The sequence below is a fragment of the Limosilactobacillus coleohominis genome, assembly GCF_016901675.1.
Classification (GTDB): Bacteria; Bacillota; Bacilli; order Lactobacillales; family Lactobacillaceae; genus Limosilactobacillus; species Limosilactobacillus intestinavium.
The window spans coordinates 25,529-41,582 of the sequence record NZ_JACJKU010000004.1 but is presented as its reverse complement, the minus strand read 5'-3'; the positions used below and the strand labels follow the sequence as shown (position 1 = coordinate 41,582).

General features: G+C 37.7%; 15 protein-coding genes and 2 pseudogenes. 3 read left to right on the top strand and 14 right to left on the bottom strand.

The genetic code is table 11. The features are described from left to right. Window positions 1–97 precede the first annotated feature (97 nt). A pseudogene (locus tag H5975_RS00850) lies at window positions 98–934 on the bottom strand (LacI family DNA-binding transcriptional regulator); the annotation flags it as partial. Window positions 935–952: 18 nt separating this feature from the next. Further along, window positions 953–1,918, bottom strand: coding sequence for an alpha/beta hydrolase (locus H5975_RS00845; RefSeq protein ID WP_204784489.1), 966 nt, complete (start codon window positions 1,916–1,918; stop codon window positions 953–955). A 127-nt stretch (window positions 1,919–2,045) separates the two neighbouring features. On the opposite strand from H5975_RS00845, the gene H5975_RS00840 reads away from it, so the two are divergent. Both H5975_RS00840 and H5975_RS00835 read left to right on the top strand, forming a co-directional pair. Then, window positions 2,046–2,459 (top strand): helix-turn-helix domain-containing protein, encoded by a 414-nt coding sequence (locus H5975_RS00840; RefSeq protein WP_204784488.1) that lies wholly within the window; start codon window positions 2,046–2,048, stop codon window positions 2,457–2,459. Between the two features lie 11 nt (window positions 2,460–2,470). Further along, the gene (locus H5975_RS00835) at window positions 2,471–3,328 is read left to right on the top strand and encodes an SAM-dependent methyltransferase (protein WP_204784487.1); all 858 of its coding nucleotides are present in this window, start codon (window positions 2,471–2,473) and stop codon (window positions 3,326–3,328) included. A gap of 212 nt (window positions 3,329–3,540) precedes the next feature. Here H5975_RS00835 and H5975_RS00830 read toward each other — a convergent pair whose 3' ends face one another. Both H5975_RS00830 and H5975_RS00825 read right to left on the bottom strand, forming a co-directional pair. After that, window positions 3,541–4,005: a hypothetical protein gene (locus H5975_RS00830; protein ID WP_204784486.1), complete on the bottom strand. Its 465-nt coding sequence runs from the start codon at window positions 4,003–4,005 to the stop codon at window positions 3,541–3,543. Further along, on the bottom strand, window positions 4,005–4,418 hold the full coding sequence (locus tag H5975_RS00825; RefSeq protein WP_178660614.1) for a hypothetical protein: 414 nt from the start codon (window positions 4,416–4,418) through the stop codon (window positions 4,005–4,007). The genes H5975_RS00830 and H5975_RS00825 overlap by 1 nt, the downstream gene beginning before the upstream one ends. A gap of 113 nt (window positions 4,419–4,531) precedes the next feature. On the opposite strand from H5975_RS00825, the gene H5975_RS00820 reads away from it, so the two are divergent. Beyond that, window positions 4,532–4,990, top strand: coding sequence for a universal stress protein (locus H5975_RS00820; protein WP_204784485.1), 459 nt, complete (start codon window positions 4,532–4,534; stop codon window positions 4,988–4,990). Window positions 4,991–5,101: 111 nt separating this feature from the next. Here H5975_RS00820 and ptsP read toward each other — a convergent pair whose 3' ends face one another. From ptsP to H5975_RS00770, 10 genes and pseudogenes are all read right to left on the bottom strand, one after another. Further along, window positions 5,102–6,829, bottom strand: a complete 1,728-nt coding sequence (gene ptsP, locus H5975_RS00815) for a phosphoenolpyruvate--protein phosphotransferase (protein WP_204784484.1) — start codon at window positions 6,827–6,829, stop codon at window positions 5,102–5,104. 137 nt (window positions 6,830–6,966) lie between these two features. Then, window positions 6,967–7,635, bottom strand: a pseudogene (locus H5975_RS00810) (L-ribulose-5-phosphate 4-epimerase); the annotation flags it as partial. A 244-nt stretch (window positions 7,636–7,879) separates the two neighbouring features. After that, entirely contained in the window at window positions 7,880–8,167 is a 288-nt protein-coding gene (locus tag H5975_RS00805) for a PTS sugar transporter subunit IIB (RefSeq protein WP_204784483.1), read from the bottom strand. 19 nt (window positions 8,168–8,186) lie between these two features. Beyond that, window positions 8,187–9,539: a PTS galactitol transporter subunit IIC gene (locus tag H5975_RS00800; RefSeq protein WP_178660644.1), complete on the bottom strand. Its 1,353-nt coding sequence runs from the start codon at window positions 9,537–9,539 to the stop codon at window positions 8,187–8,189. An 18-nt stretch (window positions 9,540–9,557) separates the two neighbouring features. Beyond that, complete coding sequence (locus H5975_RS00795; RefSeq protein ID WP_204784482.1) at window positions 9,558–10,013, bottom strand: PTS sugar transporter subunit IIA; 456 nt, start codon at window positions 10,011–10,013, stop codon at window positions 9,558–9,560. Window positions 10,014–10,029: 16 nt separating this feature from the next. Further along, window positions 10,030–10,428 (bottom strand): PTS sugar transporter subunit IIA, encoded by a 399-nt coding sequence (locus H5975_RS00790; RefSeq protein ID WP_204784481.1) that lies wholly within the window; start codon window positions 10,426–10,428, stop codon window positions 10,030–10,032. Next, window positions 10,400–11,899, bottom strand: a complete 1,500-nt coding sequence (locus tag H5975_RS00785; RefSeq protein WP_204784480.1) for a BglG family transcription antiterminator — start codon at window positions 11,897–11,899, stop codon at window positions 10,400–10,402. Before H5975_RS00785 ends, H5975_RS00790 begins: the two co-directional genes overlap by 29 nt. A gap of 270 nt (window positions 11,900–12,169) precedes the next feature. Continuing rightward, window positions 12,170–14,149 carry a transketolase gene (gene tkt / locus H5975_RS00780; protein ID WP_204784479.1) on the bottom strand — a complete coding sequence of 660 codons (1,980 nt, stop codon included), beginning with the start codon at window positions 14,147–14,149 and terminating at the stop codon, window positions 12,170–12,172. 567 nt (window positions 14,150–14,716) lie between these two features. Next, complete coding sequence (locus H5975_RS00775) at window positions 14,717–15,124, bottom strand: VOC family protein (RefSeq protein WP_178660655.1); 408 nt, start codon at window positions 15,122–15,124, stop codon at window positions 14,717–14,719. Between the two features lie 15 nt (window positions 15,125–15,139). Continuing rightward, window positions 15,140–15,880, bottom strand: a complete 741-nt coding sequence (locus H5975_RS00770) for a fructose permease (protein WP_204784478.1) — start codon at window positions 15,878–15,880, stop codon at window positions 15,140–15,142. Between the last annotated feature and the right edge of the window lie 174 nt (window positions 15,881–16,054).

Genomic DNA, 16,054 nt, shown 5'->3' with positions numbered 1-16,054 from the left:
GGACTTAAACTCACGGCCACTTAAATGTCTCAACTGGCGATCACCCATTGAAGTCTTTATGCGAAAAATGTTTCGATGAAGTGTTCAATTTATTTATTGCAATCTGCCTAATACTGATAATGGAGGTGTCTCGTGGGACCAATACCCCGCCCTCATTAAACGCCTGCAATACACCCACGGTAATCGTATCTGATGCACAAATAAATGCATCAGGCAGTCCGATTTTACCAAAACGTTCAATAATTTGTTGACCAATCCGTCGTCCATTTTCGACTGTAAACGCTCCGCTTGAAAATATTGGTGCATATTTCATTCCATACTCTTCTGCTACAATTTTGAAAGTGGCAGTTCGTGAATCTGCCATTATTGGTCGATCGGCAATTTGTAATCCTTGTCCACCAATGAAACCGATTCTCTCAAATCCGTTTTCAATCAATTGGACGAAGGCATTGCGAACTGTCAGTGACAAGTTTGGCTGAACAGAGTCGAAATATTGCGGAGCTGGATTGGTATCAATAATCACTCCCGCTGGTAGGACCTTATGTAACCGTGATAATTCTGACATTGTAAGGTGATTAGCTCCAACACAGATGAAACCTTCATGATGGTCTGCGTTATCAATTAGTTCTTCAGTATCAGAATAAGTTTTCACGTGCAATTGGCGTTGCTTTAATACTTTACGAATTGCCTTATTTAAAGTTGCAAAGTAGACATCATTTTGTTGCTCCTGCTCTGTTACGCGAAAAAGTAGTGCAATCTCCTTACCACCTAATGGACGTTCATGATCTTCCCAGTAACCTAATACATCCGCTACTGCCAGTATTTTATCTCTTGTCTGGTCAGTGATAGATAACGTGGGATCACCATTTAGTAACCGTGAAACAGTAGCAGAAGAATAACCAGCCCGTTGAGCAATTTCCTTGACTGTTACCAAATCTATCTCCTCATTTCATTAGTGAACATACTTTTGTAAAAACTTTTGAACATGGCGTTGATATTGTCGCGGTGACGTTTGATATGATTTCGCATGTGCAGCTTTTGGTACTATCCACAATTGACGTGGTCCCCTGGTGGCATGGTAGTTTGTATATACCATTTGAGTTGGCACAAAATCATCCTCTGCTCCATGAATGAAGAGCATTGGTCGGTGATTACGATGCAGTGAAGCCACCGAGCTTGCCTGCGTCGTAAAGAAACCATTTGCAATCCGGTTAACAATGCTTAATGATGCTTCCGCAGGCTTGGCAATAATAGGTGGCATATGATACATATAACGAGCTTCATGATCAAGTTCATCCGCTAAACTAGTATAGCCACAATCCTCTACAAACGCCTTCACTTGGTGCGGTAATTGAATCCCACTAGTCATCATCGTCGTCGCACCGCCCATGCTGACCCCGAACATTACAATTTGACTATCCTGACCGTTTTTCTTAATCAGCTGTTCAATCCATTTTCGGGCATCATAACGTTCTGGCCAGCCATAACCGATATATCGTCCCTGGCTTTGACCATGCGCCCGTGCGTCTGGTAACAATACGTTATATCCCATTTGGTGAAACATTCCTGCATAAGCTCCCATGGTCTCCTTATTGTTCATGAAGCCATGGCAAATTAAGACACTTTTATTTGATGGATGACTAGCAGGAATATAATCGGCTACTAAACGATAATTCTTGCTAGCTGACGTTATTTTCCAAGTCTGCTTAGGCGTATTCTTAAACCATTTCTTTTGATGGTATAAAGGATCAGACTTCTTTAACGTTTGAGTATTACTGCGGATAAACGATTTATGACCGGGAACCATCCCCACCTTAAAAAAGTATAACCCGGCAGCTACCCATAATATTAATAGAATTGCACATATCCAAGCAAACCATTTCCAAATGTTACGTCGATGGCTGTTTCCTTGTCTCATAATTTTCTCCCTTGTCCCAATAATAGCGTTCATTTTAGCGCATTTTGCAAAAAATTGCACCAGCCCTTTTCCACGTTCCGTGGTTCAATGGTAAAATAGAAGTTAGTTATCTAAAGGGGGAGTATGTATGTTTCCTGAACGTCTCCGGGCATTACGTCGTGGTCAAAAAATCACTTTAAAACAATTAGCAACTGAATTAAATCGCCATCTTGGTCCTAATGAACGGCCCAATACTGCTTCACAAATTGGTAATTGGGAACGCGGAATTCGCACCCCATCATACATTGAAGCCAAAAAATTAGCAGAGTTTTTTGATGTGAGTTTGGATTATCTGACAGGTAAAGAAGATCACGATGACTATGATCTTGCTAAACTTTTCTTCTCCAGTAAAAGTTTAACGTTCAATCATACCAGGTTATCCAGTGAAGACCGTTACGAAATCTTTCAATTAATTGATGGTTATTTAACTGGTCGGAACCACCGCAAGGATACTGACAAATTCTATGGAAAACAAGAAGAATTGAATTTACATTTTAACTAAAGGGTACTTTTATGAATCCAAGAAAACTTAAAAAAATCAAAAAGCAATTTCATAAAGAACACACCGTTGTTCATAAATCATCTTACATTCAACAGTTAGAACAGTATGGAGAACTGTTTAGTGATTTTTCCAAGATTAAATTTCTTATCAATAATGCTCTTTTAAATGATCGATTATTACGTTCGGGATTGCTTCCGCAACCTTTACCTAAAATGTTATTACCAGATGATACTCAAGATATCATTTTTAAACAAATTAATAGTAAATATCCGCAAGGTGACCCTACAGGTGATCAACTATGGAATAAATATACAGCTGCACTGCCAAAATTAGACGAATTGTTACGTAATTTCCGCGATTATCTCGAAGATACTTATGGAATGTGGTCATACACAAACTCCTCATTCACGAATGCATTAAGTAAGTACCTCAATGGTGCACCCGTTTTAGAAATTATGGCCGGCAATGGTTATATTTCCAAAGGGTTACGTAACTATAACCCCCATCAAACTATCTATACAACGGACAGTCAGGAATGGGTAACTGAAAACGAAACTGGGAAACACCCGGTAACGTCAATCGAAAAGCTAGACGCTATCGCAGCAATTGATAAATATGGAAATGAAGTGCATTATGTAATTATGTCATGGGCTCCTGATAAAGGTGACCAAGATTGGCAAGTTTTACAGTATTTACGTAAAAACTATCCAGATATTAAATTTTTGGTAGTTGGTGAGCAGAATGGAGCTACTGATTCAAAGGATTTCTGGAATAATGCTCAACTGTCTCAGCCTGAAGATCTCCAAAAGGTTAACCAATACCTTAAAACATTTGATTTAATTGATGAACAAATTTATCTAGTAAAATAAAAAAATCCGTTACCACTAAGGTAACGGATTTTGTGTATTGATACTATCTCAGGTTTAACTAGCTGTCCACTGCTATTTAAACCGGACACCCTGCAATCCGGCAGGTTAACGTGTCCCACTCGAAATGTCATATGGTAGCCATTTGGGTTGCTACCAGACCTCTCGACTCATCGCAATGTTTATCTTAACATTATTAATTATAAAACTCAAACTTATTCTGCTTCTTTCCGGTTTTCAACTGTCATGGCAAGTTGATCAGCTACCCATTCTTTAAAATGGTTAACCGCTTCTGCAGTATCGACTGCTTCAGTATCAGCAACTAACTCATCAATCCGTAGTGACGATTTATTCAGGTCATCACCTTCTGCAACCATGTAAATTTTTACCTGATATTTTGAATCACGAGTTAATAACTTTGGATCTAACCGTGGTGCTTCCGCCATCGGCACATTAATAAGATTTGTTTCTAAGCGGACACTTAACGCTTCGCCTACTGGCATCGTAACTTGCCACTCATACCGACATAAATAACCACTAGCTAGCTGATCAGCCATAAAATTCAAGGCTTGAGTGATGGTTGCATCTTCTTGGATTTTTGCTGTTGTAGTATTAGTTGTTGTAACTTGAACATGATCACTCTCTAACTGAGCTAAATATTCTTCGTAAGTTAACTGCATTATTTAATCCCCCGCCGTTTTTCACGATATTTTTTTTGCATAAATAATTCTCGTTGTTTAACTCCTAGCACAATTCCATACACACATAGTACGATGCCGATGATCGCTAGTAGTTGAATCAATAATCCGCTTACTGATGATTTTGCTTTAACCTGCAGTAAGCCACCTAAGCTTATAATGCCATAATACATCATTGCAGCAATAGTCGCATAGTTTGAAAAGTGCCAATCAGCTACTGCTAATAATGTAACAATGATTGCCACTATAATCATCAATACCAAAGTGGTTATTGATTCTTGACTAATAACGGCAATCCCGTGTTGTGAAAACATTGTTAGTTCAATCACTAATGCGATCAATAACGTAACTACTGTCACAGCAATAATTTTAATAATATGGTTTTGTTTTTTCATAATTGATTCCCTTCACTTAATCCTTTCCATTTTACTATCTGGGAGCAAAAAGCTCAATTTTTACGGCGTTACATGGTATTATAGATGAAAAGACAGAAAGGGAATTTTATATCATGGCAAATGGAACATACCAAAATATTTTAGTGCCTATTGATGGTTCAAAACAAACACCTATCGTGATGGAACGCGCCATTCAAACCGCCATTCATAATCATGCTCACTTAGACATTTTAAACGTTGTGCAAATCAATCAAGTAACTGAAGGATTTGCCACCTTGACTGATATGAGTGATGGTAAAACTCATGAGCTTGTTCAAATTATCGAAAAACGTCTCCGAGATTTGGAAAAGCAAGCAAAAGATGCTGGTGTCGAATCAGTTGACATTCACATTCGATTTGGTAACCCGAAACTAGTTATTTCTCGTGATTTTATCAAGGATCATCACAATGATCTCATTATCATTGGCAGTACCGGATCTTCACGTATTGAACGAATGTTGTTAGGCTCTACCACTGGGTATGTTGTCCGGATGGCCAAATGTGATGTGATCGTTGCACGAGTTAAACACTAAATCAAATTTCCTAAATGTAGTCAATAATAAATAATAGCCGCTAGCTTTCACTAATTAGAATGCTAGCGGCTATTAATATTTATCAAGAGTTGTGATAGATCAATGACTCAATTAATCTAAATTCAATTCTTTCTTTACCAAATCTGCAACTTCTTCATTGGTATCAAGTTCCATTGCCTTTTCAGATAATTTAGCACAATCCTTAGTGTCTAGATCCTTCATCATTGAACGAGAACGCAAAATTGAAGAAGCAGACATTGAGTATTCATCCAATCCCATTCCCATCAATAATGGTAATGCTAATTCATCACCAGCCATTTCACCACACATTGCAGCTTTAGTACCGTGACGGTGAGCAGCAGCAATAACGTGGTTAATTAGGCCCAAGAACGCTGGGTTCAGTGGTTGGTAAAGGTATGACACAGCATCATTACCACGGTCAGCAGCAAAGTTGTATTGGATCAAGTCGTTCGTACCAATACTAAAGAAGTCAACTTCAGCTGCCATCTTATCAGCATTAATTGCGGCCAAAGGAACTTCGATCATCATTCCAAGCTTAATGTCATCACCTAAGCCAGGGTGATCCTTTTGCAATTCATCCTTGCATTCAGCAAAGATTTTCTTAGCTTGACGTAATTCTGCCAATGTTCCGATCATTGGGAACATAATTGACAGTGGGCCAAATTCAGAAGCACGAATCAAAGCTCGTAATTGAGTCTTGAAAATTTCTGGGCGATCTAAGCAAATCCGAATTGCCCGGTAACCTAAGAATGGGTTCATTTCATCTGGTAATGGCATGTAATCTAATGGCTTGTCACCACCAATATCAAGGGTCCGCACAACCACTGGCTTACCTTTCATGCCAACGATAGCCTTCTTGTAGGCTTCAAATTGTTCGTCTTCAGTTGGCATGTGGTCAGAACCCATGTATAAGAATTCTGAACGGAATAATCCAACACCATCGGCACCTTGCTTCATGGCATCATCAACGTCATCTGGAGTACCAATGTTAGCAGCAATTTCAAAGTGCTTACCATCCTTGGATACTGAAGGTGCATCAACCAATTTAGCCCATTCAGCACGTTCTTTTTCAAAAGCATCGGCCTTAGCTTGGTAGTCCTTAATTTGGTCATCAGATGGATCCACAATAATATCACCGTGCAAACCGTCAACAATCACGTTTTGACCATTTTGAGCATTTTCAGTAATGTTTTCTGAACCAACAACTGCTGGAATCCGTAAAGTCCGGGACATAATGGCAGCATGGCTAGTCCGACCACCTAAGTCAGTGACAATTCCCTTAACAAACTTGGCATCCATCTGTGAAGTATCAGAAGGTGTGATTTCCTTTGCAACAATTACCACTGGCTTATCAATACCAGCAATGTTTGGCAATTGCTTTCCTAATAAGTGACTCATTGCACGCTTAGCAACATCCTTAACGTCCGCTGCACGTTCTTGCATGTATTTGTTGTCTGTCATTGCAGCTAACATGTCGGCGAAGTTAGTAGTTACTTTGTCAACGGCAGCTTCAGCGCTAGTCTTGTTATTGTTGATGTCATCCTTGATTTGACCAAGCATTTCTGGGTCAGAAAGGATTGCAATGTGAGCATCAAAGACTTCAAGTTCTTCATCGCCTAAACGTCCCTTAGCATTTTCCTTGATCTTTTGTAATTCATCAATTGAGTCATTAAATGCTTTTTCAACACGTGCGTATTCAGCATCTGTATCTTCAACTTTTTTATCCTTGTCATAAGAAAGATCAGGATCGATTAATAGGTACGCTGGTGCAATTCCAATTCCATCACTAGCAGCAATTCCTTTTACGTCTTTTGACATGATGTTTCCCCTTTTCATTTATAAAGTTAACATATAAAGATTATAGATCGTTCGTAAGACTAATACTAGAGCAAATGATAAACGCTTTCAAAATTTGATAAAAAGAAAAGAAGTTTCACACTTCTTTTCATATTCTATTAGTCTTCGGCGTGTTTTGCATGGTCCTTAGAATGGGCATTATTTTGACCATAGTAAGCATTAGCACCATGTTTTCTGTAGTAGTGCTTATCCAATAAGTATTGTGGTAATTCAAGGTTAGCACGAGTTAATTGCATTGAGTGGTAGTCTTCTTCAGCAACAACTTCCAATACCTTGGCATTGTAAACAGCTTTATCAGGTGTTGGGCCCCATGCAAATGGTCCGTGTTGCATTACAAGGGCGGCAGGAGTTGCTTCATAATCTAAGCCCCGCTCTTTGAATGTCCGAACAATCACCTTACCAGTGTTGCCTTCATAATCTTCTTCAATTTCTTGTTTAGTTAAGGCGTCAGCTGCTGGAATATCATTGTAGAAAGTATCAGCATGGGTAGTGTTTAATGCTGGAATGTCCATGTGTGCGGCAGCAAATGAAACGGCCCAAGGTGAGTGAGTATGAACAATCCCACCAATCTTAGGGAAGTGGTTGTAAAGGTAAGTGTGAGTAGGAGTGTCAGAAGAAGGATTGTAGTTTCCTTCAACAACTTCACCCTTTAAGTTCACAACAACCATGTCTTCTGGCTTCATATCTTCATATGGAACACCAGATGGCTTAATAACGTACAAACCCTTTTCACGGTCAATTCCTGAAACATTTCCCCAGGTGCATGATCTTTTAATTTCAGTTAAAGTCGATTCTCAACCAATTAATCACGTTAAAGCATTGAGAAGCGGCCAAGAGCTAACATTTAATCAACATGACAACTACATTGACATTGAGCTTCCAGTTTTAAAAGGGTATGAGGTAATTTCAATCTCATAATTCTCTGTGATAAGTAAATCTGTCAACTCCTGAAGATTAATTAATCAAAAAGGGATCTTTACATGACTGTAAAGGTCCCTTTTGACGTAATAATTAGTTTAAGCCTAACTTGTTTAAGATTTCGTCATAAACTTTATCAGCACCAACACCAGTTAGAACTGGCAAACCACTAATCACTTTATCTTTAACATCGTCAGGAACAACCGTGGTACTTACAAATGCATCATATTCATCGATGTGGTTAATTTGTTCAGCAATATTGCCTTTATACATCTTAACCTTGTCGAGTACTCCCTTTGAATCTAAGAAATCACGAATTTTACCCTCAACAACAGTAGAAGTAGCAATTCCACTACCACAAACAACCATTAAAGTCTTCATAATTTAGTAGTCTCCTTTTCTATTTTTCTGCAGTTGCATCCTTAGCCTTGTGAAATTTATTGAACCAAATCATCAAAGCTAATGTTACAACACCAATCAAACCGATACCACCCCAGGTCATTAACTTCCCAAGGCCAATGATCAACCAGGTAGTCCAAACACCACCATCACTTAAAACGGTAATGGAACTAGAACCTTGAAGACCAAAGTGTGCTGCTTTAGCAGAAGCAGTAACAAATGGAGCAACCCATGAAGCAATGTACAAGGTGATAATAATATCAACAATTCCACCAACTAATGTTCTGAAAATGTCACCACGGAATACGGCAGCCATAATCGCAATCATATATGGAATTGTGGCAAGGTCACCGAATGGTAACGTGCTGTTACCTGGAAGGATAACGGCAATCAGCAAAGTAATTGGTACTAAGATCAATGCTGACGAAAGCACAGTTTCGTTACCAGCGGCTAATGCACTGTCCATACCAATATAGAGGTTCCGACCAGGGAAGTGCTTCTTAACAAAGTCATTAGCACCTTCAGAAATTGGTGTCAATCCTTCCATCAAAAGTGAAACCATTCGTGGCATTAATACTAAAACGGCCGCTGTAGTTACACCTAAACGTAAAGTCTTGGCAAATGAGTACTTAGCAAGCAAACCAATTACAATCCCGATAATTAATCCCATTACAGAAGCATCACCGAAAACACCCAAACGTTTTTGAACAGTCTTTGGGGTGATCTTAATCTTATTGATACCAGGGATCCGGTCCATTAACCAGTTTAGTGGTAGAGCAAGTAAATAGCCCGGTGCAGATGCCCCTTGTGGGAATGAAATGCCTGGCAATCCATATTGTTTTTGAATGTATGGTGCTGACATATCTGCCAATAGGTAAATAATCATGATGTGAACAACCATCGTGAAAATCCCTAGTGCAAAGTTATGAGTAATTGCATAAACAATTGACCCAGTAAATGCAATGTGCCAGTAATTCCAAACGTCAACGTCTAATGTCTTAGTTAAACCAACTAGCAACAAAATAACGTTGGTAATAACACCAACTGGAATAGCCAAACTTCCTAACACAGTTCCATAAGCAACGGCAGATCCAGCAGGCCATCCAATATCCAAAGTAGATAGGTGTAACCCGAAGTTCTTAACCATGGCATGGGAAGCTGGTCCAAGGTTTTTAGTTAATAACGTAATAATCAAGTTCAAACCAATAAAACCGATCCCAACAGTTAAACCTGCTTTAAAGGCCTTTCCTGGTTTAATTCGTAAAATTAAAGCAAAGATGAATAAAAGGATTGGGAGCATAACACTAGCCCCAAGGTTAACAAACCATTGCAATCCTGCACTTATCGCGCTCATTATAATTCCTCCTATATATTACTTAACAATCTCGTTTTGTTTCATTAAATCAATAAATTCATCAACTGACGTTACTTTTTGAACTGCATCCATTGCTTCCTGGTTTTGGAACAGTGCCATTAATTTTTGTAACATCGTCAGTTGGTCATCTGACTTCTTTAACGCCAGCATGAACAATACTTTCACTTGAATTTCTGCGTTATCACCCATTTGATGGAATGTCACAGGTTCTTTCAAACGCATAAATCCAATTTGTGGTTCAACCACTTTATCGGGATCACAATGGGGAATTGCAACACCGATGGTTTGTGTCATTAAACCGGTTGAAAAGCTTGCCTCTCGCTTCAAAATAGCATCTTTGTATTCAGAAGTAACCACTCCTGCATCATGCAGATGATTGGCCAATTGAGTCAATGCATCCGTATTGCTTGAAGCATCCTGATCAAAAAGAATCACTTTTTTATCAAAAAGCATCTCGTTCTCTCCTATTCTAAGAAAATAATTTCAGTAATTGTTGATTCGACAATTCTGAATTCTGAAGGGCTTGGATAACTGATTCATCGGTTAAGCAATCAACTGCCTTAGAAATTGATGAATCATCAGGGCGAGAAAAAATATAAATACCTGTTGTAATATCTTTAGTGGCTCGGTAATGAATAGGTTCACTTAACTGACTAACAATAAGCCGACTATTGGGAAGACGATCATAAACAACATGCGGCATGATTACATGTTCATCAATTTGAACACTTCCCAACTGATCTCTTTGTTGAAGTAGCAATAATACATTTGCACTTAGTTCCCGAGATAGACTTAAACTATCAATTGTTACTTTTAACCATTCATCATAGTTAGCAATATTATTTAACTTCATTAATGTTATTTTCATTAAGATACCTGCTCAGTCTGTTCTTATCTTGAGTGTTGAACATTGCACTGGATAAAATGACCTGCTCGTTATTCTTTGGAACCACCGGAATCGTTGATACTATTAAATCAACATTGGCATACATACCATAATGACGTTCATAATCATTTTTAGAGGTCATACCAACTAAGTCTAAATCAGGAAAATTTCGGTGGATTTTTGCGTATAACAATTTCGAAGTTCCAACACCGCTAGCACACATTACCAACACTTTTTTCCTTAAGCTAGTTTCTTCAAAGTACTTAGCAAAATACAATGTTAAAAAGCCAATTTCATCATCACTAATGTTCCATGGAAGTAATTTATTATTGTAGGCTTCCGCGCTGAGCTTTTTTAAATGGCTAAATAATTCATAGTATTCAGATTTAATATCATCTAATAACTTATTAGCAATCACAATTTGGTTGTTCAGACGGTTATACATGGGGCGAATATGACTAATTAAGTCACTTTTTAAGGCCTTTACCTTTGGATCATTACTATTAAGACCAAAACCATTAATATAGTAATCTGCTAATCGACTTGCTTCTGAAGAAATACTGTCATCCATTTCGAAATCATGGTTATAACGCATTGAAATTAAATATTCTAATAAATAATAGCTTTCGATTTCAGGAATATTCCGATGAATATAATCGGCAGTATTTTGAATGACATCATTGCTAATTTTCCAAAATTTAGCGTTATCTTCTCGCAATTGACGATATTTTTCGTCTCGAACTATTTGATTATTGTCACTAACCACCTTGCCGTTTCTAAACCGTTTAATTAATACATACAAATGTGAAAAAATATTAACATTATACGGATAAGGAATAGTGGTGTTCAACGATTTTTGAATCCAAGCAATTTGGGTTGTCAGAAATTGATTATCGTAATTGCTCAAATCTTCAAATTCACTTGCAAAGTCATTGATACTTTCGGTATTCATGGCTTTGCTTTGCACTAAAGCATTATTAATAGCTCTCCGAATTAATTGCTCTTTACCTTTTACTGCAACATAATTACCGTTTCTTTTCAGCGTTAGCTTATTTTTATTAAGAATTTTGCTAATCGCCACTAGGTCCTGTCGGATTAATTCAGCACTAACATAGTACTTCTCATAAATATCGTTAATATTTACTGCTAGAGGAGCATTAAATAGCAATGTTGTTAAAACTTCATTGCGCCGTTCTAACGGAGATTTAACCATCAAATTTGCTTCTTCGTGTGTCTGACCACTCAACTTTAAGTATTTACCATAATCTAAAACATAACCCTTTCCCCGCTCTGACTTGATAATCGGGGATCCATACTCTTGGTTAATTTCATTCACAGAACGATAGATGGTTTTAGTGGAGACGCCAATAATCTGTGCCAACTCTTGCGACGTGACAAAACGATCATATTTCGCTAAGGTATTTATAATTTTGTCACTACTTTTTGTCATCATCCTCCCTCCTTATTTTAATTTTATCAATTAAGTGACAAACTGATGATAAATAAGTGTCCATTGCTACGGACATTATTGTTCAAATATACACAATAATTCCATTATCATCTACTTAGATTCAAGTTATTAGTCAATCCCTGTTAACGATAATTAACCCCATACCGGAAACTCGTCATAACAGTTACTAAATATACAAAAAAAGCAAGGCACCTTTTCTATATCAGTGTCTTGCTTCTTATAATTAGTTGCGTTAAATATTTAAATTTTCAATTACATTGTTACTTGTTTAGTTTCAGAATTAAGCGCATCAACGATTTGGTCAGCTGTAAAACCAAAGTGTTTAATCACTTCATCACCATTTCCACTAGCTCCAAATGTATCAATACCAAAAACATGCCCATCTAATCCCGTAAATTCGTACCAGCTTTGACTAGCACCCATTTCAATGGCAACCCGGTTTGTTACTTCTGGTGGTAGTACGCTATCACGGTAACCTTTTGGTTGCTCCTTGAACAAGTCCATACATGGCATTGAAACCACTCGTACGTTTAACCCCTTTTGAGCTAATTGATCTTGTACTTCTAGTGCCAAATGAACCTCAGAACCAGAAGCCATAATAATCATATCTAAGTCACCATCAGCAGCATCTTTCAAAATATAGCCACCACGGTTGACTAATGCGCCAACGGTTTCGTCTAATACTGGAAGTTTTTGTCGACTAGTAACTAATACTGTTGGACGATCTGTAGTATGGGCAATGACCTGCCAACTGGCCAACATTTCATTAGCATCCGCAGGGCGAATAACATTAACATTTGGCATTGCACGGTAACTAGCAACATGTTCAATTGGTTCATGCGTTGGACCATCTTCACCAACTGCAATTGAGTCGTGTGAACCAACAAAAATTGAAGGTAAGTGCATTAACGCTGCAGAACGAATTGCTGAGCGCATATAGTCAGTGAACGTCAGGAAAGTGCTACACAAAGCTCGATTGCCCTTATGTAAATTCATACCGTTAGTTGCGGCAGCCATTCCGAATTCACGAACTCCAAAGTAGACATTTCGTCCAGCAGGATTAGTAGCTGAGAAACGATCAGTATCTTTTAAATTGGTTTTAGTTGAGGCAAATAAATCTGCTGCTCCTGTCCATAATTGTGGATTCTTTTTAGCTAATTCTGCTAATACTTCAGCACAGACATTTCTTGTCGCAACTTCATCACCTGGTTGGTAATGAGTAGAAACCCCTTCTGTATCTAAATGATCACTGTAAAGTTGACGATACTCAACTGGATAATTGGTCTGATAATTTTTCATCATAGATTGCCATTGATCATAATTGCTAATCTTCTGGTCAACGGCTTTATCAAATGTTTCATATACAGATTCAGGAAATACAAATGGTGCGTAATTCCATTGATAATAGTCACGCAATTGAGCAACTTGATCGTCTGTCAACGCTGCACCATGGATTTTGTTAGTCCCGGCTTCCTTAGTTCCTATTCCAATTGTCGTTTTAACTTCAATGATAGATGGCTTATCAGAAGCCTTAGCATTTTCAAGTGCTGCTTGAATTCCAGCCAAGTCGTTATTTCCATCTTTAACAATTTGATAATCCCATCCGGCAGCTTCCAAACGTTGCTTAACATCCTCACTAGTACTAAAGCTTAGTGGTCCATCTAAAGAAACGTCGTTGGAATCATATAGGGCAATTAACTTGCCTAAGTGATGTTGTCCTGCGATGTTGATTGCTTCTTCGCTTAACCCTTCCATTAAATCACCGTCACCAAGCAAAGTGTAGGTATAGTGATCAATAACAGGATATCCAGGCTTATTGTAAACAGCAGCTAAATGTTTTTCTGCCATTGCAATTCCAACTGCCATTGCAATCCCTTGAGAAAGTGGCCCAGTTGTTGCATCCACGCCTGCAGTCACTCCATATTCTGGGTGACCAGGTGTTTTGGAGCCTAGTTGACGAAATTCTTTCAAATCATCAATGCTCAAATCAAAATGGTTAAAGTATAAAAGACTGTATAGCAATGCTGACGCATGCCCTGAAGATAGTACAAAGCGATCACGATTCATCCATTGTGGATCTTCCGGATTAAAATTCATGACCTTTTCATACAATGTATAAGCCATTGGCGCAGCATCTAAAGCGATCCCTGGGTGGCCGCTTTGCGCACGATTGATCATATCTGAACTTAACATTTTTAAAGCAGTAACTGCTTCCATATTTTGATTACTCATAAACTATTTCACCTCATTACGACAGTGTCGTGTTATTTGTGTGTGGATTGATAATTTAAAGGTATAGTTATTTTTATCAAAATATACATAAATTGGTATTTATATAGTTAATGCCTATATTAGGCACTGTGTTTTTGTAATTGATTAAATGGTATACTTCAATCAATGTTTAAAATACTATACCAATTCATTAGCAATTGCAATTGATTTTAGAAATTTTATTTGATCTAACCAAATTTTTAACAAAAAAATGGGTAATGGAAATCTCCATTACCCTTCAATAAATAATTGCACTTGTTACCTTTCATAACGGTGAATTAACGGGTGCCGATAATAAACCGCCATGCCTAAGAATAATACGATAAATACGAATAAATATAAGAACGAAACTACAACATTTGCCATCATGTGTAACCCCTTTCATTAAATTCCAACTGTATTATATCGTGCGCTTCAGCTTTTTAAAACCGTTTTTTACAATTATCCCAAATTGTTCAAATTATTAAAAAAGAATCGTTTCCCTTAGTGGTTACGATTCCTTTAATACTAATTTTTTTAACGTCACTTTTACTTGACAATTTCGCAAAATTCAATTGTTTCTGCATTTGGTCCTTCAATGTTGAAGAATTTGATTCCCTTATCCCAAAAGTCTAAGTGTTGCACTTCAGAATCCTTTAGCTTGAACCCTTCAGCCTTGGCAGCCTTAAATGCAGCATCCGCATCTTTAGTGTTTAAAGAGATGTGGTTGATTGCACCAGTCTTACGTACTGCGCCATCGCCTGTCCAAATTTCTAAAGTGAGATGATTATAGTGCATGAAAACTACTTCATTACCATTGTCATCTGTATCGAATTCGCCGAGTTTTTTAAATCCTAGTTTTTCCCAGAAAGCAACGGTCTTCTCCATATCATCAGTAGGAATACCAATATGTTGAAGGTCATCGAAGTATCCAGCTAAACTCTTGTTAAATGCCATAATTATCTCTCCTTTTTAATTACCAATATCTAGTGCCTGATGCTTTAGCTTAGGGAAAATATGACGGTCTGCCCATCCGGTAATTGCTCCTTGGAACAATAAAGCAAATAAGGTTCCTAAACCAAAGTTGTATATTCCTCCCTGCATTACAGCAGCAATGATCGCCATAATTGTTGGTGGAATATATGACATCCACATCGAGATTGATGCATTTCCGTGACAATAACGAAAACGAATGATTTGGTATAAGTCATCAGCAGGATGCAAAACCAAATTTACTCGTTGATAGATTGAGATTGCAATACCAATAAAGGCAACCCCTAAGAAGTTAATGCCAACGTACAAAATCACCATTGGTAACGTTGTTGCGTCAGGCATAATTCGGTTAAAAATATCTGAGAACCATTGAATAAAGATTGAAAATGGTAGCATGAAAACAAAATTACCTGCAATTCGTTTCCAGTCCCATTTATGCATCAAAATGGCGTTTAAAACTGACGTTAACATACCCAAAATCATAAACGCCCAGAACAACGTTAAAGAATTGTTGCCTAATACAGCAATCCCTAAGTTATTTTCTGCCGCGGTCCAGTATGCAGAACCTAAAAATTGGGGATGAACATGGGAACTAGTAACTAGCGTTAAAACGTTTCCCATCGAGTTAATTACAATAGAAAACGCAAAGAATTCCCAACTCGCCATTAGAGAAATTGTCCGCGCTTCAATCTTACCTTGGACTGGCGCTTGCTCGTCCATAAATCATTCCTTCTCTCTTGTGAATGTGATTACAAGATAATAATTTACTCTGCTGAATGTTCATTGTCAAACGTTTTGCATTTATTATTGTAATTTTTTTGCTAACTTCATATGCTGCAAATTATTTATTTTTAATAAAAAATTTGTTGAAATTATTTATTATTTTTTTATATT

Bases quoted from the DNA above. Each gene is read 5' to 3' on its own strand.
- H5975_RS00800 (WP_178660644.1), bottom strand. From the start codon at position 9,539: ATGAGCGCGATAAGTGCAGGATTGCAATGGTTTGTTAACCTTGGGGCT.
- H5975_RS00845 (WP_204784489.1), bottom strand. From the start codon at position 1,918: ATGAGACAAGGAAACAGCCATCGACGTAACATTTGGAAATGGTTTGCT.
- H5975_RS00840 (WP_204784488.1), top strand. From the start codon at position 2,046: ATGTTTCCTGAACGTCTCCGGGCATTACGTCGTGGTCAAAAAATCACT.
- H5975_RS00795 (WP_204784482.1), bottom strand. From the start codon at position 10,013: ATGCTTTTTGATAAAAAAGTGATTCTTTTTGATCAGGATGCTTCAAGC.
- H5975_RS00775 (WP_178660655.1), bottom strand. From the start codon at position 15,124: ATGGCATTTAACAAGAGTTTAGCTGGATACTTCGATGACCTTCAACAT.
- H5975_RS00825 (WP_178660614.1), bottom strand. From the start codon at position 4,418: ATGAAAAAACAAAACCATATTATTAAAATTATTGCTGTGACAGTAGTT.
- H5975_RS00805 (WP_204784483.1), bottom strand. From the start codon at position 8,167: ATGAAGACTTTAATGGTTGTTTGTGGTAGTGGAATTGCTACTTCTACT.
- tkt (WP_204784479.1), bottom strand. From the start codon at position 14,149: ATGAGTAATCAAAATATGGAAGCAGTTACTGCTTTAAAAATGTTAAGT.
- H5975_RS00785 (WP_204784480.1), bottom strand. From the start codon at position 11,899: ATGATGACAAAAAGTAGTGACAAAATTATAAATACCTTAGCGAAATAT.
- H5975_RS00820 (WP_204784485.1), top strand. From the start codon at position 4,532: ATGGCAAATGGAACATACCAAAATATTTTAGTGCCTATTGATGGTTCA.
- H5975_RS00790 (WP_204784481.1), bottom strand. From the start codon at position 10,428: ATGAAAATAACATTAATGAAGTTAAATAATATTGCTAACTATGATGAA.
- H5975_RS00770 (WP_204784478.1), bottom strand. From the start codon at position 15,880: ATGGACGAGCAAGCGCCAGTCCAAGGTAAGATTGAAGCGCGGACAATT.
- H5975_RS00835 (WP_204784487.1), top strand. From the start codon at position 2,471: ATGAATCCAAGAAAACTTAAAAAAATCAAAAAGCAATTTCATAAAGAA.
- H5975_RS00830 (WP_204784486.1), bottom strand. From the start codon at position 4,005: ATGCAGTTAACTTACGAAGAATATTTAGCTCAGTTAGAGAGTGATCAT.
- ptsP (WP_204784484.1), bottom strand. From the start codon at position 6,829: ATGTCAAAAGACGTAAAAGGAATTGCTGCTAGTGATGGAATTGGAATT.